Genomic DNA, 24,797 nt, shown 5'->3' with positions numbered 1-24,797 from the left:
ATATGAACTCGAAGCTTTTTTCATTTTGTTTATTGATGCTAATGGGGCATTTTATGCATGCCCAGTCTGTTGAATACGGACTTATCAATCCGGACCATTATGTAGAACGTATCCCCTCAAGTCCTGAAGTATCACAACTAGGTACATTCGGAAACTTACCGGTGGATAAATATACGGGCACAGCAAATGTTAACATTCCTTTACACAGTATAGATTTTGACGGTCTATCCATTCCCCTTGACCTTACCTATAATACAGGGGGTATACGAGTTACCCAAGAAGCAACTTGGGTCGGTCTTGGATGGAATTTAGCGGCAAATGCAGTAATCTCTAGAAAGATAAATGGATACAATGACTTTCTCAATTTGGCTAGTTCCACTCCTGTCCTAGACAGCAGAGGGTATATTTTCACTCCCACTGTAAATGTAAATTCCAGCGCTCATAATGCTAGATTATCCTACAATGATTCGGTAATGATTTCGGAATCATTAAGTTATGATAGAATAGCACTGGATTTGGAACCTGACCTTTTCACGGTAAGTCTTTTTGGGAGAAGTTATTCATTTACACTTAACAAATGGGATGGTGCTAGCAGTTATGTGTCAGGTATCAATCATGACAATGCCGAGTTGATTATTCGATATTATTTGAATGATGAGAGGTTTGAGATTGTGGATGCCAATGGGTTCACATATTACTTTGCATCTAAGGAGCGTTCAGATCCTTACCGTTCTCAGGAACGACCTTACTATACAGGAGTAGGCTCCCCGAACATACAAGATGAGGAATTCGCCAGAGATCAAGTGGGCGTAATCCCTATTGATTTAAGCAAAGTAGCTAATGCTATCATGTCATTCCACATTGATAGGATAGAAACTCCTTTTGGACGCAATCTCCACTTTGAATATGAGGATGGTGTATACTTTACTTATCCGAGCTATACCCATAGCTCAGTTGTGAACCCCAATTCAGTAAATGATTTCATAGTTGTTGACCATAATGGCAATGAGGGTGACGCATATTCGGTTGGCTGTAACATTACTATGATGAAAACCAAATATTTGAAACGTATTTATGGAGATTTTGGTGAGGTCATATTCAACTTGGCGCCAAGAGAAGATTTGTACAATTGGGAAATTCATTATAACCTTACCGGTGCAACGAATGCACTTCCCAATGCATCGATAGACCCGGCATATGCTACTAATCAGCGATGTCTTTCCAATATTATAGTGAAGAATAAAGCAAATCAAACCATAAAACAGGTGGATTTTGAGTATACCTATTTCAATGCACCAATGGTTAATGATGTCGAGCCTGAGAAATATCTACGTCTGAAACTGGATAGGGTTTCCATAGATGACAGGGAATATGTTTTTGACTATTATTATGAGAATAGTCTACCTGCCAAGGATTCCCCATCCCAAGATTTTTGGGGATTCTACAATGGGGAAACGAATAGGGAGAACAATAAAAACCTTCGAATACCCAGTTTTGGTCGATACGTTAGAGGGTCCTCTGGCAATGGACAGTTTCCTGATAAATATTTTATTCTTGAAGGGGCTACCCGAAGCAGCAATTTTGATTATGGCAAAGTCGGCTTATTGAAAAAAGTATATCACCCTACTAAAGGATATACCCAGTTTGAATATGAAGGAAATAGAGCTAGTGTAAGAAAGGCAAGAGCCAACTCACTTAATCCCAACCACCAAAATTCAACATTTTACGCATACAATTATCAATATTTGGAAAGGGCAGAACTTCAAAAACAAGGAGGTGCAAGCGTTACTTTGGGAGTGCCTTTTACCATTGTGGGAGCTGAAACGGTTCCAGGAAATAATTTTGAAATGACCGCTACAATTTCATGTGGTCAATATGGTCAGGGTAGTGGGGATTGTAGTTTGAACGGAGGCATCTCTTTTGATCATTTTATAATAACAAATGTAAACAACCCTCTTGACACTTATGGATTGTTTCCAAGGTCGGGCATGCCTTTTGATTCTGAATTCACTGATACCCAGGGAGTAGAACTGCCAAACGGCACTTACGTTCTAAATACGTATCCCAATGCTTCAGCAGGAGGTTTTTCATATAACATTCAAAACGCCCACATTTTTGATATTCCCCCGGGAGAAGACCTTTCTTTTGTGGAATATGAAGTAGGAGGATCTCGATTAAAGAGCATTTCGGACTACGATGCTGACAATGGCTTTATATCTAGAAGGGAATATGACTATCGCGAGACCGTAACCGAAAATAGTTTCAGGTCTTCGGGTAAGCTCATGGATGAGTTGATTTTCCATTCCAAAAATGGCTTTGTGGACTATACGCCTGAAGGGTATAATGGGACTCAAGTCAACATGACTTCTTTTAGCTACAATAACGGACCTGGCAATCATATTGGGTATACCGTCGTAACCGAAAAGCAGGTGGATGAAAATGGGATTGCGTTGGGAAGTAAACTTTGTGTGCATTACAATGAACGCAACTTGGCTGTGCTACGATATATAGGTATTGTTCCAGTTCAAGGATGGCCTAACTACTTGGAAGGTGTTGGGGACGATAGGTTCGTTGAGTACGAAGATGTCTATTATTTAGGTCTTACCCCGAATTCAAATGCACATCTCAACGGAAAAGTACTCCGTGAAGCAATCTACAATAGTAATGATAACAAGGTCAGCGAAAGCATTTATAACTACTCCACCCATGAATTTGATATTCAAGACTGTGTAAAGGTCTATTACAGTGGAGCTTCGACCGCACCCATCTCTAATTATGCCATTTATCCCATGTATCAAAGAGTCGCCTTATTGGAGAGTACGGAAACTACACAATTTTTTGATGAAGATTCAGCCAGCCCCAAAGAGGTTAGAACCGTGGTGACCAATGATTACAATGAAAAAAACAGCATCTGGCCTTCTCAGCATTTTTGGCCTACAAAGACTACAACCACGAACAGCAAAGGAGAGAGTGTAAGTACCGAAACCTTTTACCCCATGCAAGCCACTAGTCCCAATATGAGCTATTTGATTGCAGCAAATAGAAGGGCAATTCCCATACAACTCAAACAGTATAATGAAAATACACTTTTGGGAGAACAGATTACACAGTACGGTCCATTGAATGCTACATCAAACAAACACAATCCAAGAAAGGTGGTTACAAAAAAGGAAGACGGGACCTTGGAAGACCGCGTTAGCTATGACTTGTATGATAACTATGGTAACCTCTTGCAGTATACCCTCAACGACGGTACCCCAGTCTCTTATATCTGGGGATATGGACAAACATACCCTGTAGCAAAAATCCAAAATGCACTACGTTCTCAAATTGATCAGATTCTAGAAACCACCGATTTCAACTCTGGTTTGGGTGGTTTAAGTACTGCGGACGAAAACAGTCTTCGGACCGGACTTCCAGATTCCATGATTACCACGTACACTTATAAACAGGGGGTGGGCATATCAAGCATGACGGACCCCCGCGGCTACACTACTACCTATGAGTATGATAGCTCCCAAAGATTAAAAACAGTACGGGATGCACAAGATAAAATCTTGTCTGATAACGAGTATAGTTATAAAACTTCCAATTAAAACCACCAAAACCAAAAAATAATGAAAACAAAAATTAGTTTATTGACTATAGTATTACTGTTGGTGGGAAGTACTCTTTCAGCCCAAAGTATTGCTTTTTATAGAGATAATGACGGAGATGGTTGGGGTGCAGGAAATCCTATCTATGCCTCTTATCCACAAGGACAGTACACGGCTACACGAGGTGGTGATTGTAATGATAACGATTACTACATAAACCCAGGTAGACCAGAGGTTTGCGGCGATGGAAAAGATAACAATTGTAACAGTCAAACCGATGAAAATAGTGTCGCAGCACCCCCGTTCATTCAAACTGGAGGTGGTTGTGGTTATGCAACGGTTACTAGAACAGATCCCCCAAGTGGTGTAACCTACTATTGGCAAAATTCAGAATTTGGATACAGTACAGCCAATTCTCAAAAGACAAGAACGTTTACAACAGGATACAACGTACAGATTTTTCTAAGGGGGAGAAACGATCAAGGTTGTTGGGGCCCACCAGTTGGAGCGACCTACAGTGTTTCCGCGCCTGGTCCTGCGCCCGCGACCCCAACAGTGAACACATCAGTATGTGGTAGGGTAACGCTTACACGACCTGACCCTGATGTAAACCATATCTTTTATTGGCAAAGCTCTGCAACCGCAACAAGTACCGGGAATTCAAGTAAAACAATCACACTTACAAGTGGTTCAACGTATTATCTGCGTTCCAAACAAAAAAATGGTCCCTGTTGGAGCACGGCAACCACTATTAACTATACCATAGACCAAGGTCCTTTGTGGTATGTGGATTCAGATGGAGATGGGTATGGTGGAAATACAAGCATGCGCGCTTGTACCCAACCTTCAGGTTACGTCTCAAATAGTGATGACTTAAATGATAACGATCGTAACATTACCAATACAACAGGGCAAACCTTTTATCGTGATGCGGATGCTGATACTTGGGGTGGTGGTGCATCTATCTATGCCTCATACCCACAAGGCAACTATACAGCCACACGTACAGGGGATTGTGATGATAATGATCAATTTATTAATCCAGACCGATCTGAGGTTTGTGGTGATGGAAAGGATAACAATTGCGACGGTACTACGGATGAAAACAACCCTGTGGAACCGCCATTTATTGAAATAGGAGGTAGCTGTGGAGTTGCAACAGTTACCAGAGCTGACCCACCCAATGGTCTCACCTATTTTTGGCAGGATTCGGAATTTGGATTCAGTACAGATCATTCTGAAAAAACACGGACCTTTACCCAAGGGACTAACGTTCAGATTTTTCTTAAGGCAAGGACAAATACCGGCAATTGCTGGGGGCCGCCAGTTGGAGTAACGTATAGTGTTTCTGCACCGGGTCCGCCACCACCAGCTCCCACAGCAGATACTTCGGTCTGTGGGCAAGTCACCTTAACGCGTCCAGACCCTAATAACGTATTGTATACTTACTATTGGCAAAGCACACCTACGGACGAAAGTACCGGGAACTCAGACAAAACAATCACACTAACCAGTGGTTCTGTGTATTATCTGCGTTCCAAACAAAAAAATGGTCCTTGTTGGAGCGATGCCGTTCCAGTATCGTTTACCATAAACCAAGGTGCTACTTGGTATTTGGACTCTGACAATGATGGACACGCCGTAGCAGGGGCAACAATACAGAGTTGCACCAATCCCGGAGTGGGATATACTACTACAGTCCTGCCTGAAAATGATTGTGATGATAGTAATCCATCATTGACCGTACTTAGGGTATGGTATGAAGATGCAGATAACGATGGTTTGGGAGATCCTGCAGTTCCAACAACAGATTTACTATGCAGTCCCCCACCAGGTTTTGTAGCCAATAATGGGGATAACTGCCCCACCATCATGGATTTCAGCAATAACTGTAACCCAGTGGTTGATGATGGTCCCGACTTGGGCACAGATCCAGATGTAACGCTTAGCATAAGTGGTAACAATTACGTTTACACCCGCCAGTATCAAGATAGTTTGGCCACAGCTACGAACTTCTTTACGGCCAATGATGATCTAATTCAGCAAATCACATATTTTGATGGTGTTGGTCGACCCATCCAACAAATAGGTATGGATACCTCCCCGCAAAAACAGGACATAGTAACCCATATGGAATATGATGACTATGGCCGCTCAATTAAGGAATACTTGCCTTATGTTACAGGCCAAGGAAGCATAGGAAGTTTGAAAACGGGTATGGTAAGCAGTATCAATTCCTGGTATAACGTACCCAAATATGAAAATACCACCAATCCGTATTCAGAGAAAGATTTGGAGAATTCCCCGCTGAGCCGAGTATACAAACAAGCGGCGCCAGGTAACGATTGGGCCATGGGCAACGGCCACGAAATAGAATTGGAGTACAATACCAATACCACAACCGACAATGTACGTCAGTTTGAGGTGAACCTTACCCGCTCTGGAGATACCTATGTTCCCGCTTTGGTCGAACCCAGTTCTATTGCGGAATATCCTGCTGGAGAACTCGCAAAGAATACCACCAAGGATGAAAATCATTCCTCGGGAAATGATCATACCACAGTGGAGTTTACCAATAAACAGGGACAGGTGGTATTAAAACGCACCTACAACAACAACCAACCACACGATACCTATTATGTATACGATGACCATGGAAACCTGAGCTTCGTATTACCACCCCTTATGGAAGCCACTTCCACTAGTATAGCTGGAATCAATGGCAATCTTGCCGATTTGGGCTATCGCTACGTATACGATCAACGCAACCGTTTGGTGGAAAAGCAACTACCGGGCAAGGCCAAGGAATACATTGTGTACAATAATGCAGACCAACCCATTATGACCCAAGATGTCAATCAGAGGCTTACAGGGGAATGGCTTTTTACCAAATACGATGCCTTTGGTAGGGTTGCCTATACCGGTAAAGCCGTTGACGGACGAGATAGACCGGACATACAGGATGAGGTAGACGCTCTAAGCGGAGTTACCTGGGTAGCTAAAAATAATGCCTACACGAATGGTGGGATTACGGTAGGCTATGCCAATACCGCATATCCCGTAGGTACGGTTACCGAAGTACTAACCATAAACTATTACGATGACTATAGTTTTAATAGCACCCATAGTGTTTCTGCCTTTGATTTAGGCAGCTCCAGTATGACCCACGGTTTAACTACTGGAAGTAGAGTGAAGGTATTGGATATTGGTACGGATAAATGGATTACCACAGCTTCCTATTATGACGGAAAGGGGAGACCTATTTATGCTAAAACCAATAATACATATTTGGGGACCGAAGACATTGTGGAAAGCAAGTTGGATTTTGTAGGAAGGGTGCTGCAGTCCCGTACGGAACATAGCCGAAATGGTGAAACCATAGTTACCTTGGATAATTTTACCTATGATCACCAAGGCCGTTTGTTAAAACAGACCCAATGTGTGGGAGATGCCACCTTGGGATATAATTGCAATGCAGGTGCTGTGCCTGTAAATCTTAGTTTGCAAGGAAGTACGGTGACTACGGACCAAACCGCCTCCACTAGCATAACCGTAAGCCCAACCACCACCTTGAGCGGTGCTGTAGTTCTCTCCATACAAGGGAACTTTGAGGCACAGCTTATTGCAGAGAACGGTTATGATGAGCTGGGCCAACTGGAAAGCAAAAAAGTGGGGGGTACTGCAGATGCGACTACCCCTTTACAAACGGTGAATTATACGTACAATGTACGGGGCTGGCTTACGGGCATCAACGATACCAATGATACAGACGCCACCCTGATCAAAAATACGGAAGACCTTTTTGCTTTTAGGATTGCCTACAATGAAGGCCCTAATGCCTTATATAATGGAAATATAGCCAAGACGCAGTGGCAAACCCAAAATACGGACAGTTCTCTGAAGACTTACGATTATACGTACGATGCTCTAAACCGCATTATCGGTGCCACAGATAGTATGGGTCGTTTTGGTCTCTCTGGGGTTCAATATGACAAGAACGGTAATATTACGACCCTGCAAAGACAAGGACCCGTTGTAACCTTGCCCCAATGGAGTAACAATGCCCATTTTGGGACCATGGATGATTTAAGCTACAGTTACACGGGTAACCAATTGATGAAGGTGGCCGACGGTGCAATCGTAGACCAATTTGGCTTTAAGGATGATGCCGTGAATACCACGGCAGATACTAATGATGATTATACCTATGATGCCAATGGTAACATGACTAAAGACGATAACAAGGGTATCATAAGCATAACTCACAACCATTTGAATTTACCTGTAAAAGTCAGCTTCAATAATGGTGGTGTTATAAACTACGTATACGATGCTGATGGTATGAAACTGAAAAAGACAGTAAGCAATGGTACAATAATAGAATATGCCAATGGGTATGTTTACTCGGGGAATGCGACTACTACATCAATACAGTTCTTTGGTCAACCAGAGGGTTATATATCCCCCGATGGTGACAACTGGCGATATGTATACCAGTACGTTGATAATGTTGGCAATGTTAGAATTTCTTATACTGATAATCCCAGTATTCCTGGTATTCCTACGATTATCGAGGAGAGTAACCATTATCCTTTTGGAGTTAAACATAAAGGCTATAATTCTGGAGGGGATACCGCGCTTGGAAATGATATAGCACAAAAATGGAAATACAATAGTGTCGAATTCGAGGAATCATTTGGACTTAACCTTTATGAAATGGACTTAAGGCAATACGATCCAACTATTGGTAGGTTTATTGCCATTGACCCCGTAGTACATTATGGACAGTCTACGTATACGGCATTTGATAATAATCCTGCTTTTTGGGCAGATCCAAGCGGGGCCGATTCGCAGAAAACTTACCTCCTCCATTCTGAGAATGATTATCCATTCCGTTCTGACGTTGAGCGCGCCAAGGAAAACAAACCTGAATGGGATCATAGTATAAGTTCCAACGCAGGAGGAGGCAATGGAGATTGTTGTCCCACTGAATATAGTGGTCCTGGACTAGTGACAGGTAATGGTGAAGAATATGTAAATGCTCTGGATGGTGTCACAATAACCCCAAATGGAGCAACTAGGACTAGAAGTGGGGGATGGACAACGGAAACAGAAAGATATGGCTATAGTGGTTCACCACAGATGTATCAGAAGGAACACGGTTACAGTAGGGAAGGATGGGAGATTGAACATGGGTCTAGTTATAATACTTTGGTTTCCCAATGGACATGGGAGGAACAGAATAGAAGGACATTAGAGAAATTAGGGATATTCTTGGCTTATACTTCAACTGTGGGAGAAGCTTTTTTGTATGCAAATCCTTCATCATATTTTACAAGGCTTTCTACTGTTAAGGCATTCAGCTATACGCCGAGATATCCAATGCAGCCGATAAAAATCCATGGAAACTCATTGGCAAGTCCAAAGCCAACCTGGTTTTATCAACTATATGATGACACTGGAACTTTTCTTAAAAATGGTATAACTTCGCAACCTATACCTGAATTAAGATATACAAAATCATTTATGTTTGGTAAGCATATGAGAAATACACAATTATTCCCAAATAGACGAGCCGCATACGATTTTGAATATCACATGAATCAAATATTAAGAGGACCTTTAAACAAAAACATGCATTGATATATGACTAATATACCCAGTATTCTTGGTTGTTTTGCCTCTGGACCTTCCGTTTATTATGATGATAGTCAAGTTATAAAAGATTTGGCCGAATTAAAAGGTGAAGAATTCAGAAAATATGTTTGGGGTGAAAACGGTATTTTTCATTCATTAAAAATTTTGAGACATAAGGATTATGGCAATGATTTAGAACTGATTCTGTTTCAGTTTTACATCAATCCAATACCTTATTTAAGGAAAAACCTAAAGGAGGTCGAACCTTTTCGGAAAAAGGAAAAATCAATAGGTGTGCCGATAATTGTTGACGATGAGAATTTTTTTGATAAAAATGAAGAAGACAGATATATATTTTTGATGAAATCTATCGGCGATAAAATGGACCTAATAGAGGAGATGGTAAGCAGAAAAAAGCTTGACACTAATATATCATTACTCAGGAGTGACCTCGAAAAAATTAAAGATAAAATTCTAGATTTTTAAGAATCACCGCTCCCCCCCCCCGCTACCGCTAGTTTGTAACTAGTGGAAAAGAGCAAGAGTAAGCATACAAACCACGACAGTAGTGTCGTGGTTTTTCTGTTTCAACAGCTAACACTTCCAAACTCTGAGTTGGAGGATACTTCTTTATTCCAACCGGAACAGCGTATCAAATATGTTTGGGAAATCCCCAAGCAAGGTCTATTTTAGATAGAAATTACTACACCAAATGAAACCAACCCCTACCCAACTGCTTTTATGCTGTCTTTTTATATTCCTACAAAGCAATACCACCGTTTCCCAAGTCACAAAAGATACGCTATCCATCTTTCAGTTAAAATCGGAGGCAGACACACTTTTTAAAAGCAGGGAATTCAAAAAAGCAGCAAGGATCTATGCGGATGCAGGAAAGCGTTATACATCGGTGCACTTATGGAGAAGGGCGGCCCAATGCTATAATACCGAAGCCACTTGTTATACCAATACCAACGAATATGATAAAATGTACGCCCCTTTACAAAAAGGCCTAAAAATCCTTGAGGCAAATGTGGAGGGACCCACCTATGAGGAAGGGCGGGGGTACGACCTGCTTTCCTATTATTACGAACTTAAATTTGGGGACTTGGAAAAGTCCGAAGCCTATTTAAAAAAGGCCATTTCCGTTTTTCAACAATTACCGGACGAAGAAATGGCCTTGGCCAAGGCCATTAATAATATGATATATCTTTCCAACGTTCAGGGTCAGTACACAAAGGCTATCCGGTATGCTGAAAAAGTGCTGAGGTCGGTCAAAGAAAAAGGCACGGATTACGATGATTTAAAATCAATGGTATACACCAATGTTGCCAATTCCCATTTTAGATTAGGGAGCTATGAGGCGGCCGGTGATTATCATAAAAAGGCCCTTTCAATGAATCGAAAAATCCATGGGGAAAACCATCTAACGGTAGCCAATGATTATATGAACCTTGGGCTACTGGCCAAGTCTATGTTTACATATAAAGAATCCATAACCTATCTCAATAAAGCAGAGGCGATAGCAAAACCTATACTCGGGAACAAGCATCCTTTCTTGGCCAATGTTTATACAAACATTGCTGCAGTATATCATGAACTCAACCAGCCTATCTTGGGACTGGAGTATGCAGAAAAAGCACTCTCCATTTGGCAAGGCATACATGGTAAAGACCATTTTGCAGCAAACACCTTACTAAAGGATTTATCACTTTTACATTATGAACTGGGTAATATTGATTTAGCCATTGAATATGCTTTACGGGCATTAAAGGTTTGTATCGCTACCGTTGGGGAAGATGATGAAAAATCGGCTTCCGCCTATGATTATTTGGGAACCTTCCATAGCTCCGAAGGAAGTTTTGATGTAGCTAAGGATTACTTATTAAAGGCATTGGAAATATATGGAAAGAAATACCCGGAGGGTCATAGAAGACTTTCTGGTGTCCATGAAGGCCTTGCCGAGAATTATCAAAATATGGGCAATGACTCTTTGGCCCTCGTGCACTGGTATAAATCATTGGAAATAAATAGTAAACTATTTCTCCAAGGGAATCCCAAACGTGTTACGGACCTTCTTTCCATCGGGGATTTTTATATGACCAAAAATCAAATCGGGAATGCACATCGGTTGTATAACAAAGCCTTGAAAGAATTGCAGAATTCCAGTAATGGGGATACCCATGCCAATAATAAAATGTACCTAAAGGTGTATAAGAAAAGTGCGACCTGTTATTTGGAAACGTATAAAAGGGATAAAAACAGGAAAGCATTAAAAAAAAGTCTGGCATTGTTCCGGAATGCAGATAGTATTGTGGGTCAAATGCGCGGGGATATAAGTGCTTTTAAAGATAAAATAAGTTTTTCCGAACAAATTCAGGAGCTATATCAAGACGCGATAGCCGCAAATCTATTGGACAATCGGAAAGGCGAAAGCCTATTGAACACTTTTTATTTTGCCGAGAAGAGCAAATCCAATATTCTAAAGGAACTACTAAATGATGATAAGAAAGTTTTCGCAGGCCTGCCCAACGAAATTCTGGAAGTAGAACATGAATTAAAGGTAAAACAGGCATTTTACAGTTCCAAGATGGCCAACGCAACCAATAATGACCGTTTTATGGAGCAAGGAGAAAAAGTAAGCAATACCTTTAAAGACAAACTTTTCTATACAAATCGAGCATATGATTCGTTGATTACCACTATAGCTTCGGATTATCCAAACTATTTTAAGTTTAAATATGATACAGATATTTTGTCAGTACCCCAAATTCAGCAGCGATTGAATAGCAACACTTCCTTATTGGAATATGTGGTATTGGAAAGTGTGGCCTATGTTTTTGTAATCACTAAAAATGGTTTTCAGGTAAAGGAACTGATCATTAAAGATTTGGGCCAAAGTATAGGTGCCTTTAATGAGGCCATAGCGCTTAAAAACATAGGAACGTACAAAAGAATGGGCCATGAACTATATTCTGTGTTGTTGGCGCCGATAGCCAGGGAATTGCGGGGTAATGAGCTGATTATAGTCCCGGACGGTCTCTTATGGAATGTTAACTTCGAGCTACTCCTCACGGGAGATATAGACTCCAAGGACCCTAAAGTCCTTCCTTATCTCTTAAAGGATTATGCCGTTAGCTATGCCAACTCGGCCACCTTGCTGTTCGGGGATACATATCAAAAGGAGAGATACAGGTCGGAATGCCTTGCATTCTCGTTCTCGGATTCCATAGGGGCTGCTACCACTGATCCGATTCGTTTATCTGCTTTTAGGGACATAGGGGGAGATCTTCCCGGCACCCGTAAGGAGATTAGGGCCATTTCTGAAATTGTTGACGGTGAATATTTTTATGGTTCCCAGGCCGTGGAATCCAATTTTAAGGCCAAGGCCGGGCAGTATGCAATCTTGCATCTAGCGCTCCACGGCGAAGTGGACCATGAACATCCCGAGAACTCTAAGCTCTATTTTACCAATACCAAGGATACTCTGGAGGACAATTTTCTCTACAGTCATGAACTGTTTGCATTGAATCTCCCAGCCGACCTGGCCGTATTGAGTGCCTGCAATACGGGGACGGGAAAGATTGCCTCGGGTGAAGGGGTGATGAGTTTGGGCAACGCCTTCCAATATGCGGGTACCAAAAGTCTACTGCTTAGCAGCTGGGAGGTCTCGGACAGGGTGGCCCCGGGAATTATGAAATCGTTCTACCGTAACCTGAAAAAGGGCATGCGGAAATCCGAGGCTTTACAACAGGCCAAACTCTGCTATCTACAGACCGCGGATATCAATAGGGCCAATCCGTTCTACTGGGGCAGTTTTTATGTGTTAGGGGATAACGCACCTATTGATTTAGGAGCGCCCGACTATTTCCTTTTTGGGCTCATTTTTTTAATGGTGTTGATTGCTATCGGGGGGTTTTTATATCAAAAATCAAAAGCATCCAGGTAGTTTGGGCAGCCGGTTCTCCAAAAAAAGGTTAGCATTTTCTGCTAGGGAATGGTAACATTCCCTTTGCCAGTGACATCAATACTAAAGCACAACAATGGGGAAAAATACAGGTAAATGGACCTGGGTGATTATGGCCTTGGCCGTACTCTATTCGTGTACGGGTATAAAAACCGAAATTCAACAACAAAAAAGTAAACACCCGGTATTAGGCACCGTGGTGGTGCAAGGGAGCCAATGGCTATCCACACAAACACAGGAGATAGGGCAATTGTACCTAAAGAAGCCCTTACCCATAAAAGTGGTTGAGCTACCTTTTAACAAAGGCAGTTATGGAAAGTATCGCAACTACCTAAAGCATGCCCGAAAGGCCAATACGGTTCCGTACAATGATAGTTTACCCATATCCCCAAAGTACGTTCGGTTGCAGCTGGTGGATTTGGTGGACATCACCCAAATATTGAACGCCCCAGAGAATAAGGCTCTATGCGATTATATCGTTCATGATAGTAATCATGCCTTGATTTCGGCTATTGACTTCACAGCGACGGATGAAAACTTAAGGGTTTTTTTAAACGCAACCCATGTGTTTTTAGCCCAAGATGATTTGGGCAAATTCTACTTCAGCCTGATGTTGGAGAACAAGGAACAGTACCGCTACTTTGAAGAACTTCAAATTTTTGGATCGGAAACCCTATCCTTTTGTTGGGCAGAGGACCATCGTTTACAAAAACAGGTGGTACATCTAGTTGAATATGGGAAGCGTTGCGCTAAGGGCAGCCATAAAAAAGCTGGAAAAACGGAACGAGAACGTGCTTATCTAAAATTTTGATATGAAAAGAGCCTTGACCTTATTTTTTGGGATTGCTGCTTTGTTGGCCTGTGAAGAACTTTTGGAAGTACCCAACATTTCGGAACAGCAAGTCCAAATTTTGGCACCTGTAAATGGGAGCATTGTTACGGACAGTATCGTACGTCTGAGTTGGGAAGGCCTCAGCGATGCGGAGGGGTACGTGGTACAGGTAGCCCAACCCAGCTTTGGGAATGCGGCCCAATTAACTGTAGATACGATTCTACCGATAGATACCACCTTTGTGGGTACCCGTTTAACGACCCGACTTCCCAATAATAGTTACGAATGGCGGGTAAAGGCCTTTAACAGCGGTTTTGAAACCGAGTTTGCCCTAAGCGCTTTTGAGGTAAACCGATAATTGTACAGAAGAGTACTATGAAAAACAAGAAAAAGACCTACCTGTTGTTGTTGGTGGTATTGGCCATTTGGGGCATCCTTGGTTTTCGTATCATAGCTACCTTGGGGCCATCGGAAGAGGTCCAAAGTCCCACAAAAACAGTAGCTTTAGAACAACCCCTTACCCTAAAAAAAAGAGATACTTTTTCTATCAATGCCAACTATCGCGATCCTTTTTTAGGGACCCTGCCCAAAACCAAGAAAAAGGCGAAAACACCTAAAAAGAAGTCCCCTATAGCACCAAAACGTAGCATTGCGTACCACGGATCGGTAGCCCAAAACGGTTCCAAATCACGCCTCTTTTTTGTGTGGGTAGACAATCAACAATACATTTTTGAAAAAGGCAAATCCATAGACGGGGTTACCGTGGTATCGGGCACCAAAGAAAGAATCAAAGTGACCTATGCCGGCCATACAGAAACCCATATCCTTAAAGAATGAAGATACTAACAAAGATAAAAGCCGGAGCCTTACAATTGGTATCGTTTGTCAGTACCCTTATTGCAGTACTATTGCTTTGTTTTTTGTTATTGGCGCATACTCATGACCTCTTTGTGAAAAAGACGGACCTAACCATAGATTTGATCAAAGCTGCCGATCAAGGCATGCAGTTTGCTTTTACTAAAAGTATGGCCGTAGGGGAAACCCTTAAAATACCCCTGCGGAACGATTTTGGGATATCTGTTGAAGTAAGCCACGGCTATTGGGGGGTGCTGCCCTTGCGAAAAGCCATCGCCAAAAAAGGAAAGATCAAATTTGAAAAATGGGCCTTTACCGGGGTTACCCCGACGGAACACACCGCCTTGTACCTGCAAGACAAGCAAAGACCCATGGTCATTGCAGGAAACGCTAAGATAATCGGGGATGGCTATTTGCCCAAGCTGGGGATTAAGCCAGGAAACATTAGAGGTTATGGTTACAATAGACCCCAATTGATTTATGGAAAACAACAGCAAAGCAGGGATAAACTGCCCTTTCTCGTTGATGGCGTGCAAACCCAAATTGTCCAGTTGAGCTCCCAACAACACATCCCTGATGGTGAACCTTTTGATTTGAAAAAGAACCTAGTGCTTAAAAACAGTTTTAAAAACCCCTTAAAAGTCCTTAGAGGGGCAAACATACGTTTAGAAAGGGCAAGGCTTTCGGGCCATATCATGATTTGGGCCACCCAAAAAATCAGTGTTGAAGCTAACTGCCAATTGCAGGATGTGGTTTTGATTGCCCCAGAAATTGTCATAAAAAGGGGTTTTCAAGGAAACCTTCAAGCCTTGGCATCAAGATCAATCTCCGTAGGTCCATCCTGTATACTGCAATACCCCAGTGTGCTGTTGGTACATAAAGGGCAACCGCAAAACCAGCTTACCCAAGCGAATATTGACATAGGTCCCGATACGGACTTTAGGGGAATGCTGGTCTACCATGGGTCACCATCAGCGGAAACCACCTATCAACCCCATATTACAATAGCGGAAAGTGCGCAACTTACAGGCGAAATCCACTGTATGGGTAATTTAGAACTCAAGGGAAGTATTTACGGAACGGTACACACCCAGGCCTTTATAGCGCTGGAAAATGGGAACAGTTATCAAAACCATTTGTTCAACGGAAAGATAGATGCTTTACAATTGCCTGTGGGTTATGGGGGCCTGCTTTATGAAAATAAACAAATGAACCAGATCATGAAATGGCTCTACTAAAAAAAATACCCGCCTCCACCTTAATGGAAACCCTGGTGGCAACGGTTTTGATAGTGCTGGTTTTTATGGCTTCGAGCATGATTTTGAACAACTTGTTCGCCAATAGCATGAGACAGGACCAAAACAACATTCGGCAAGAACTACTTCATCTGCAATACAATTACCAAAACGGCCTGCTGGAAATCCCCTATCAAACACGACGGGGCGATTGGACTATTGAAGTGAACAGTAAGCGTTGGCACCAGCATACGCAGCTCATTTATAGGGCAAGGCACACAACAGCAAATCTAGAACTAGTTATAAAGCAATGAGGGCAGGGGGAAAAATAAAGGCGTTTACCTTAAGCGAAATGATGGTGGTCCTTTTGTTGACCAGCATCATCCTAGGAATGGTATTTACAGTATTGCAGCTGGTACAACAGCATTTCAAGAGTATTGCTGGTAATTATGAAAGCCATACTGAATTTAATCTGTTGCAACAGCGTCTATGGTACGATTTTAACCAAAGCGATGTGGTCTGGTATGACGCTGTAAGGAACGAAATGGTATGCAGTAACGGCCTTGATGAAGTGGTCTATGAATTCAGTGGAAATAAGCTCATCATTGCCAGAGATACTTTTCAATTGGAAATAGCAAAGAAATCAATTTTCCTCATGGGCCAAGAACAGTCGGAAGGGGAGATTGATGCCCTAGAAATACACCTCAGCAAAGCCATAGGAAGCAAACAGCTTTTTGTTTATAAGCGAAATGCGGCAACCACCTATATCAATCAATAAATGGGATTCAAACTGGAACAAACGATACTGGACAAGGCTACGAAAAGTACGACTGCAATTGCTTGGGACGAGTTATTGAAAAAAGAGATTACCCTTTTTGGCCAATTTTTCAATAATAAAAAGAAAGAAGATTTTTATAATGAATTGGCCGTGCTGCTAAAGGCGGGCATACACCTTAGGGAGTCCTTGGAACTTCTGGGTGGGAATCAAAAGAAGGAAAAATTAAAGCAGTTTTTTACAACTATGCTCAGCGATTTGGACGCTGGCCAAAGCTTTTCTGAAATCTTACAAGCGCGGAAAGCCTTCACCGAATACGAATACTATGCTGTTCAAATAGGGGAGGAAAGTGGTAACCTTTCCAGAATTATGGAAGAACTGGGACAGTTCTTCAAAAGAAAAAACGAGCAACAGAGGAGTTTGATAAACGCCATGACCTATCCTATTATTATTTTGGGCACGGCAATTTTGGTGGAGGTATTTATGTTACGGATGGTGGTGCCCATGTTTGAAGATATCTTCAAACAAAACCAGGTTGATTTGCCCGCAATTACCTTATGGATTATTGGGACTTCCAATTTTATTAGGGATTATGGCCTGCTCCTTCTATTGGCTATAGTCTTCCCCATCATTACCCGAAAGTTATGGATGAAATCTGAAAAAGTACAACGTAAAAAAGATCAACTATTACTACGGATTCCTTTTGTTGGGAGCTTTATCAAAATGGTGTTTTTGGCGCAGTTTACCCAAGCGGTGGCTTTGTTGACCGCATCAAAAGTACCGCTGTTACACAGTATCCAAATGGCTAAACGTATGATCCGTTTTTACCCCTTGCGAGATGCCTTAGCCGAAATGGAAGGAAAAATTATGAAAGGGATAAGCCTTCATGAGAGTATTAAAGGCAACGACATTTTTGGGAATCGGATGGCCTCTTTGATCAAAGTGGCCGAAGAGACCAACCAAACGGAGTATATCTTCGAGAAGTTGAATCAACAATATGCGCTTGAAGTTCAGCAGAAATCAAAACTGTTGTCCACGCTTTTGGAGCCTATCATCATTGTAGTCATTGGTCTTTTTGTAGGGGTTATTTTGGTGTCTATGTACTTGCCCATGTTTAAGTTGAGTAGTGTGTTGGGGTAGCGCCGTTATGTGGCAAACTTTGCGGAGCGTGTTATAGCCAGTTTAAATTGACTTTTAATAAGTTTCTGAATCCAAGTATTTAGTTCCCTATCAATATCGGTTACCTTGTTTAATAGTATCCGATGACTGCACATTGAACCGAAAGGACCTGAGTTTTTCAATCCGTCCGTTGTGGGTATATCGGTGACGGAAACAGAAGGTTTTTTAGGACTGTTCTAGTTTTTCCCTTAGAAACTGCATGTCATCACAAACTTTTTTTTCTAGTACTTTGACATATATCTGCGTAGTGGTCAGTTTACGATGACCTAGCATTTTAGAAATGGTCTCAATAGGGACCCCATTGGTAAGGGTCACCGTGGTGGCAAAGGTATGCCGAGCCATATGAAAGGTAAGATTCTTTCTTACCTTGGCAAGATTCGCAACTTCTTTCAAATAGGCATTAATTTTTTGATTCGATATTCTTGGGAAAAGTGTACCGTTAATCAAAGATCTTTTATCATGCCTGTATCGTTCAATTATCTCTGAAGCTTTGGAAAGCAATGGAATTTTGACTTGGTTTCTTGTCTTTTGCCGTTTTGTCATTATCCAGTTTGATTTATCTAACCCTGGCACCAAACTTTCATTTGTTAATAGCATTACATCTATATAGCTTATTCCTGTATAACAACTGAACACGAACAAATCCTTCACCAATTTTAATCTAGTCGATTTAACTTGTAGCTCTTCTATGCGTTTCAATTCCTCAGGAGTCAGAAAACCTCTATGAGTCGGGGTCAATTTTTGCTTGAATTTCACAAATGGGTCGCGGTCAATCCATTCCAGTTGATGGGCCAAAGACACCATTCTACGTAGCCTTTGAATATGCTTCATCACAGCCTTGTTACCAATTCGTTTTTTATAATGCCGCGGACTATAATTCCTTAGAAAGTTTTCAAAATTTAGTACGAATTTATAGTCAAGACTGAAAAGTTCTAAATCATCTACCTTATACTTTTTCTTGACAAATAGCAGAATATATTTTTGACTGGTCAGGTAAAGTCTAGAAGTATTTCCATGGAGTTTTTCGAACATACTTGTATTGTGGTACTCAATAATGTCCCGTAAAGTGTAACGCCCAATTTTATCATCACCTGTATACCTCGACTTTATGGTTTGAGGCGTTATAGATTTATTTTCTGACCCAAGTTCTTGATAGCACTGAAACAATTTTGTGTATACTTCATCTAAATATTGGTTTATTTTTCTCGCTTTTTCACTTGTACCTTTGATTCGTTGTTTTTGGTTGTTCCAAAGACGAGTTTCCACCTGTCGCTTAAGGCTAATATTGAGTTTTTTCTTGTTTACCGTTATTCTGGCGTAAATCGGTGCTTGATTATTCTTAGATCTTTTGGTATATACCCAGAATAGGATGGAAAATGTAGAGAGAGTCCGCATGACGTTCGTCTTTTAATTAAACTTAGTTTAGGACGAAAGTCAAATCACCAAAAGGTCAATCGTTTAACACTTTGAACCTAATCGATTTCCAAATACGAAAACATTTGGAAAAAAATGTTGACGATTTGTGAACTCGAATAGATGGTTTCAAAAGATGTCATTTGAAGTCAAAAATTCGTAAAACATTGAAAATCAATATTTTTTGATTTTTTGTGAGCTCCTTTAAAACTGTAAAAGTAGCCCCGGCAAGAATCGAACTTGCATCTAAAGTTTAGGAAACTTCTATTCTATCCATTGAACTACGGGGCCATCCCTAAAAGCGGATTGCAAAAATAAATCTTTTTATAAGTGATGCAATGACCTGTAAAACTAAATATAGATATCATTTCTCGTTTACAAAAATTCCCTGTAAATGAATGCGTGAAAGGGGCTTATCAAAGTATCCGGAAATTAGTGGGTGTGCTTTTGCAATTTCACGGTCACTCGATTTAGCAAAAGCGGAGAGCACATAGACTTTTGGCAACTTTTTGTTACGATGTTGTTGTTTCAGCAACTCTAAAAAAGTCCAGCCATCAATACCCGCCATCACCAAATCCAGAAATATGATATCAGGAAGCTTGTTGTTTTCTTCAAAATATTGAGAACAAAAAGAAAGACCTTCTTCCCCGCTATCGCAGGTTACTATATCAAAATCCTTGAAAAATTGTTGCACACAATATCGCGTCGCAAACTGCGAGACCAAATCATCATCTATTATGCAAATAGTAAGAGGCATGCGGGGTCTTTGAAAATGTCAAGACCAAAACTAGAACCTTCCATGGAATCCGCAAGGAAAACTCGTCATTTTGTAGTAAAATCAGACAAATTTACTAGTGGGGCAGTTTGCTTCTCAAAATTCCGTAAACATAAGTTCCTGCCAGAGCAGCCGTCAAGACCAGTAAAACAGACCAATATCCGGCTCCAACCAAGGTGTACATGGGTCCAGGACATGCCCCTGCAAGGGCCCACCCCAATCCAAACAAGATTCCTCCAAACATATACCTCTTGAAACCTGGGTCTTTGGGAGAAAATGTAATAGTCTCTCCAAAAAATGACTTCACCCCAAATCTCTTGATAAGTTGGTTTTGCAAAATCCCCAAAGCCAAAGCCGAACCTATTATCCCATACATATGAAAGGACTGGAACTGAAACATTTCGAATATTCTGAACCAAGATGCCGCTTCGGACTTAAAAAGTACAATCCCGAAAAAAACACCTATGAATAAATACACTATTGCTCTCATTTCAAAAAATAATTGGGAATAAAACATGAACCATAAACAACCCACCAATAAAAAACCCGATGACCGCGATTAGTGAAGGTAATTGCAGATTGCTTAATCCAGATATGGCATGACCCGAAGTACAACCACCGGCATAGCGAGCACCAAAACCTACAAGAAATCCACCAACAACCAAGAAAAAAAGCATTTTAGGGTCTGAAAAGACTTCAGCTCCAAACAGTTCAGTTGGCAAATACTCTTTTCCCGCTCCATTAAAACCCAAATCTTTTAACCGGTCTATTGTATTCTTGCTAATTGCTACCTCATCGCCATTGGAAAGGAAGAAATGGCCTATAAAACCGCCAATGACCACACCAACTACAACCAACAGGTTCCATCTTTGTGCCTTCCAATCAAACTTGAAGAACTCTGCATGTTTATCCGCACCACAGAGAGTGCACATTGTTCTTAGATTGGATGACATCCCAAAACGTTTTCCCATCATAGTGAGCAGGAAAAGTACCAACGCAATTAATGGCCCCGAAATATACCAAGGCCATGGGCTCAAAATAAATTCCATGTTTTTCGCTAAAAATGAATCAAAAGGTATAACCCAAGTTCAAGATATGTCTACTTTTTTGCTTTACAGGTATTTAATCCAACCAGCGCATATAAGGGGCAAAAACTAACAAATGAAGTAAGGACAAAAATCACGCCCAATACCAAGAGTACGTAGGCAAAAATACCACTAATGGTTCCTGTAAAGTATAGTACCGCAATAATTGCGGCCACAATAAAACGGACGACACGGTCCAATCCTCCCATATTCTTTTTCATAACAATAATTATTTAAACAGATGTATCAGAAGTGCTATTAAAACCGCTATAGCTGAACAAAGTAAGCAGACAATCAGCAGTTTATGCCACACTTTCAATTTCATATTCAAAACTACATCTACCAAAGGGTATTTTTGGTAACAGATGTTACACTTGAAGCATTAATTTTGAATTATATTGAACCTTTAAATAAATCCATAGCACATGGAAAATTACTTGGAGGCACTATGGCAGGGATTTGCAGGCACCCTAAGTTGGACCTGGAAATCCATCATTTTCCAAGTACCTTGGTCCTCCAATTACTTTTGGGGACTTATCCTAATCTCACTTTTGGTTTGGGGATTGGAAATTCTCTTTCCTTGGCGTAAAAACCAATCTATTTTTCGAAAAGACTTTTGGCTGGATGCATTCTACATGTTTTTTAACTTTTTCATTTTTGCCATAGTCATAAGCGGGTTTTACAAAATGCTAGAAGTGCTTTTTGGACAAATAGGCATTACCGCCAAAAGTTTTGCTTTGATTGATACTTCATCTTTACCAAGCTGGGGCCAGTTGGTTGTGTTTTTTGTTTTGTTGGATTTTGTACAGTGGTTTACCCATATCTGTCTGCATAAGTTTCCTGTACTCTGGCAATTCCATAAAATTCACCACAGTGTCAAAGAGTTGGGGTTTGCGGCGCATCTCCGCTACCATTGGATGGAGAACCTTCTATACAAACCCCTTAAAACTTTTGGAGTAATGCTTTTGGGAGGATTTGAGCCGGAACAGGCATTTATAGTGCACTTTGCCGCCATAGCCATTGGCCACTTGAATCATGCCAATATAAAACTGACTTATGGTCCACTGAAATACGTTCTCAACAATCCCGTAATGCATCTATATCACCACTCCTACACCCTCCCCGAAGGAAAGTACGGTGTAAACTTTGGAATCAGCATGAGCCTTTGGGATTATATTTTTGGAACCCATCATATCCCAGAGGACAGTGGTACGATACCCTTGGGATTTCCTGGAGAGGAAAAAGTTCCTAAAAACTTTTGGGGGCAGTTGATTTACGGGTTCCGAAAAAAATAAAACAATTACCCCACATTTTTTAGCTCGTGCTCCAAAGACTGGGCCTGTACCACTCCGGATTGCCTCCAAACCGGTTGCCCCTCTTTGAAAATGATAAGCGTGGGAACACCCCTTACTTGATATTGTGCAGCTAGTTTCGGGTTCTTGTCGACATCGATTTTTACAATTTTAGCACTATCCCCTATTTTTGATTTAACCTCTTCAAGTATCGGCGCCATCATCTTACAGGGTCCACACCATTCTGCAAAAAAGTCCACGAGAACTGGCCTATCATCCGAAATAATATCACTAAACTTTGCCATTTTTAATTTTTGTTTTCTTTCCAATCATCATATCCTCCTGAATAGTCGAAAACTATGGAGAAACCTTCCTTTTTTAACAATTCTGCCGCTTTTTTGCTTCTTACTCCACTTTTGCAATACAAATAAACGGGCTTTTCCTTGCTTAAGGATTCTATTTGTTCCAAGAACGCTAGCCTATCCTTGATATTGAAGTTGACGGCATCATCAATATGCCCGTCTTTGTATTCCTTTGGTGTGCGAACATCAACAAATTGTACATCCTTGCCCAATACGTTATCAACTATATGTTCAAGCTCAATCTGCCTCACTTTCTTCTCTGAACCCGAATTACAGGAAAGACAAAAAGTGAGGACAGCAATCAATGAAATACGGAGACCGATCATTTGTGATTTGGATAGGCTTAATTGGTATTGCTAGGGCATGCAAAATCAGTTGTGGGAATCTCGGTTTTTGCAATAGCTCCAAATCCACCGGCTATGTCAATAAGGTTGTGTATTCCTCTACTCTTAAGAATTGAGGCTGCAATCATGCTTCGATATCCCCCGGCACAATGGATGTAAAATGTCCCTTCCGACGGGTATTCAGCCAAATGATCATTTATAAAATCCAATGGGGTGAGCTTCGCATCCGCTACATGTTGAGCATTGAATTCAGGTTCTTTTCGTACATCAAAAACCAAGGATTCTTTATCAAACTCTTTAGCAAATGTTGAAGCATCTATACTTTTCACAGTATCCACTTCAAAACCGGCCTTGGTCCACGCTTCAATTCCTCCTTTTAAGTATCCAATGGTTCCATCGAATCCCACCCGAGACAATCGCGTGATGGTTTCCTCTTCTTTTCCCTCAGGCGTAATTAAAAGAATAGGTTGTTTCACGTCGGCAATCAAAGCGCCCACCCATGGTGCAAAGCTTCCATTCAAACCGATAAAGATGGAACGCGGAATATGAGCTTTCGCGAAATCATCTTGATGTCTTACATCTAGAACCACGGCACCGGTTTCATTGGCGGCTACTTCAAAAGCTTCTGGACTCAAAGCTACCGTACCCCTTTCCAAAACCTCATCTATATCATCATAACCTTCTTTGTTCATTTTTACGTTCAAGGGAAAATATTGAGGAGGTGGTAAAAGACCGTCCGTAACCTCTTTAATGAACTCTTCGCGGGTCATGTCCGCTCGCAAGGCGTAGTTCATCTTCTTTTGATTTCCCAAAGTATCGACAGTTTCCTTCATCATGTTCTTGCCGCATGCAGAACCCGCTCCATGGGCCGGGTAAACGATAATATCATCCGCCAAAGGCATTATTTTGGTGCGCAGACTATCAAATAAGGTTCCTGCTAACTCTTCTTGCGTCATGTTTGCGGCTTTCTGAGCTAAATCTGGGCGACCGACATCTCCAAGGAAAAGGGTATCCCCACTAAAAATGGCATGGTCCTTCCCACTTTCATCCCTCAGAAGGTAGGTTGTGCTTTCCATGGTATGTCCTGGTGTATGTAATACAACCAAGGTTATATTACCCAGTTGAAATTCTTCCCCATCCTTCGCGGTAATGGCCTCAAAACTTGGATTGGCATTAGGACCATATACTATATGAGCTCCCGTTTCTTTGGAAAGTGTAACGTGCCCACTTACAAAATCGGCATGGAAATGGGTTTCAAAAATGTACTTTATCTGTGCATTGTCTTTCTTTGCCCGCTCCAAATAAGGAGTAACTTCCCTGAGAGGGTCAATAATGGCGACTTCTCCTTCGCTTTCAATATAGTAGGCTCCCTGAGCCAGACATCCAGTATATATTTGTTCAATCTTCATAGTTCTTTAATTTGCTTTCAAAGATAAGACAGCCAAAAGTGCTG

At 41.3% G+C, this 24,797-nt stretch carries 20 protein-coding genes and 1 tRNA gene; 12 read left to right on the top strand and 9 right to left on the bottom strand.

Annotation, left to right across the window (positions count from 1 at the left end):
- Window positions 1–2: 2 nt before the first annotated feature.
- From CLV81_RS05885 to CLV81_RS05835, 11 genes are all read left to right on the top strand, one after another.
- The gene (locus tag CLV81_RS05885) at window positions 3–3,596 is read left to right on the top strand and encodes an RHS repeat domain-containing protein (RefSeq protein ID WP_146129835.1); all 3,594 of its coding nucleotides are present in this window, start codon (window positions 3–5) and stop codon (window positions 3,594–3,596) included.
- A 21-nt stretch (window positions 3,597–3,617) separates the two neighbouring features.
- Window positions 3,618–9,239, top strand: a complete 5,622-nt coding sequence (locus CLV81_RS05880) for a DUF6443 domain-containing protein (RefSeq protein WP_106144105.1) — start codon at window positions 3,618–3,620, stop codon at window positions 9,237–9,239.
- A gap of 3 nt (window positions 9,240–9,242) precedes the next feature.
- Window positions 9,243–9,719, top strand: a complete 477-nt coding sequence (locus tag CLV81_RS05875; RefSeq protein WP_106144104.1) for a hypothetical protein — start codon at window positions 9,243–9,245, stop codon at window positions 9,717–9,719.
- Between the two features lie 226 nt (window positions 9,720–9,945).
- On the top strand, window positions 9,946–13,179 hold the full coding sequence (locus CLV81_RS05870; RefSeq protein ID WP_106144103.1) for a CHAT domain-containing protein: 3,234 nt from the start codon (window positions 9,946–9,948) through the stop codon (window positions 13,177–13,179).
- 94 nt (window positions 13,180–13,273) lie between these two features.
- Window positions 13,274–14,008 carry a hypothetical protein gene (locus CLV81_RS05865; protein WP_106144102.1) on the top strand — a complete coding sequence of 245 codons (735 nt, stop codon included), beginning with the start codon at window positions 13,274–13,276 and terminating at the stop codon, window positions 14,006–14,008.
- A gap of 1 nt (window position 14,009) precedes the next feature.
- Window positions 14,010–14,387: a fibronectin type III domain-containing protein gene (locus tag CLV81_RS05860; protein WP_106144101.1), complete on the top strand. Its 378-nt coding sequence runs from the start codon at window positions 14,010–14,012 to the stop codon at window positions 14,385–14,387.
- Between the two features lie 17 nt (window positions 14,388–14,404).
- A complete protein-coding gene (locus CLV81_RS05855) occupies window positions 14,405–14,866 on the top strand; it encodes a hypothetical protein (protein ID WP_106144100.1) in 462 nt (153 codons plus the stop codon).
- A complete protein-coding gene (locus tag CLV81_RS05850) occupies window positions 14,863–16,122 on the top strand; it encodes a hypothetical protein (RefSeq protein ID WP_106144099.1) in 1,260 nt (419 codons plus the stop codon). The genes CLV81_RS05855 and CLV81_RS05850 overlap by 4 nt, the downstream gene beginning before the upstream one ends.
- Window positions 16,110–16,433, top strand: a complete 324-nt coding sequence (locus CLV81_RS20450) for a hypothetical protein (protein ID WP_146129834.1) — start codon at window positions 16,110–16,112, stop codon at window positions 16,431–16,433. Before CLV81_RS05850 ends, CLV81_RS20450 begins: the two co-directional genes overlap by 13 nt.
- Complete coding sequence (locus CLV81_RS05840; protein WP_106144097.1) at window positions 16,430–16,897, top strand: PulJ/GspJ family protein; 468 nt, start codon at window positions 16,430–16,432, stop codon at window positions 16,895–16,897. Before CLV81_RS20450 ends, CLV81_RS05840 begins: the two co-directional genes overlap by 4 nt.
- Window positions 16,898–18,034, top strand: coding sequence for a type II secretion system F family protein (locus tag CLV81_RS05835; protein WP_106144096.1), 1,137 nt, complete (start codon window positions 16,898–16,900; stop codon window positions 18,032–18,034).
- 204 nt (window positions 18,035–18,238) lie between these two features.
- On the opposite strand, the gene CLV81_RS05830 is transcribed toward CLV81_RS05835, so the two are convergent.
- From CLV81_RS05830 to CLV81_RS05805, 6 genes are all read right to left on the bottom strand, one after another.
- Window positions 18,239–19,468, bottom strand: a complete 1,230-nt coding sequence (locus CLV81_RS05830) for a site-specific integrase (protein ID WP_106144095.1) — start codon at window positions 19,466–19,468, stop codon at window positions 18,239–18,241.
- 237 nt (window positions 19,469–19,705) lie between these two features.
- Window positions 19,706–19,777, bottom strand: a tRNA-Arg gene (locus CLV81_RS05825).
- 73 nt (window positions 19,778–19,850) lie between these two features.
- Complete coding sequence (locus CLV81_RS05820; RefSeq protein WP_106144094.1) at window positions 19,851–20,243, bottom strand: response regulator; 393 nt, start codon at window positions 20,241–20,243, stop codon at window positions 19,851–19,853.
- A gap of 94 nt (window positions 20,244–20,337) precedes the next feature.
- Window positions 20,338–20,751 (bottom strand): DUF6691 family protein, encoded by a 414-nt coding sequence (locus tag CLV81_RS05815; protein WP_106144921.1) that lies wholly within the window; start codon window positions 20,749–20,751, stop codon window positions 20,338–20,340.
- A 1-nt stretch (window position 20,752) separates the two neighbouring features.
- A complete protein-coding gene (locus CLV81_RS05810) occupies window positions 20,753–21,310 on the bottom strand; it encodes a YeeE/YedE family protein (RefSeq protein ID WP_106144093.1) in 558 nt (185 codons plus the stop codon).
- Window positions 21,311–21,360: 50 nt separating this feature from the next.
- Entirely contained in the window at window positions 21,361–21,567 is a 207-nt protein-coding gene (locus tag CLV81_RS05805) for a YgaP family membrane protein (RefSeq protein WP_106144092.1), read from the bottom strand.
- Window positions 21,568–21,771: 204 nt separating this feature from the next.
- Between CLV81_RS05805 and CLV81_RS05800 the strand changes: the two genes are divergently transcribed.
- On the top strand, window positions 21,772–22,641 hold the full coding sequence (locus tag CLV81_RS05800) for a sterol desaturase family protein (RefSeq protein ID WP_106144091.1): 870 nt from the start codon (window positions 21,772–21,774) through the stop codon (window positions 22,639–22,641).
- A gap of 5 nt (window positions 22,642–22,646) precedes the next feature.
- Here CLV81_RS05800 and trxA read toward each other — a convergent pair whose 3' ends face one another.
- Genes trxA through CLV81_RS05785 form a run of 3 tightly spaced genes read right to left on the bottom strand, consistent with a single transcriptional unit; the run spans window position 22,647 to window position 24,753 of the window.
- Entirely contained in the window at window positions 22,647–22,943 is a 297-nt protein-coding gene (gene trxA, locus CLV81_RS05795) for a thioredoxin (protein ID WP_106144920.1), read from the bottom strand.
- A 2-nt stretch (window positions 22,944–22,945) separates the two neighbouring features.
- The gene (locus CLV81_RS05790) at window positions 22,946–23,326 is read right to left on the bottom strand and encodes a rhodanese-like domain-containing protein (protein ID WP_106144090.1); all 381 of its coding nucleotides are present in this window, start codon (window positions 23,324–23,326) and stop codon (window positions 22,946–22,948) included.
- A 17-nt stretch (window positions 23,327–23,343) separates the two neighbouring features.
- A complete protein-coding gene (locus tag CLV81_RS05785) occupies window positions 23,344–24,753 on the bottom strand; it encodes an MBL fold metallo-hydrolase (protein ID WP_106144089.1) in 1,410 nt (469 codons plus the stop codon).
- Window positions 24,754–24,797: the final 44 nt, after the last annotated feature.

The sequence above is a fragment of the Flagellimonas meridianipacifica genome (genome assembly GCF_003001695.1).
Taxonomy (GTDB): domain Bacteria; phylum Bacteroidota; class Bacteroidia; order Flavobacteriales; family Flavobacteriaceae; genus Flagellimonas; species Flagellimonas meridianipacifica.
This window is presented reverse-complemented; position numbering and strand designations above follow the sequence as displayed.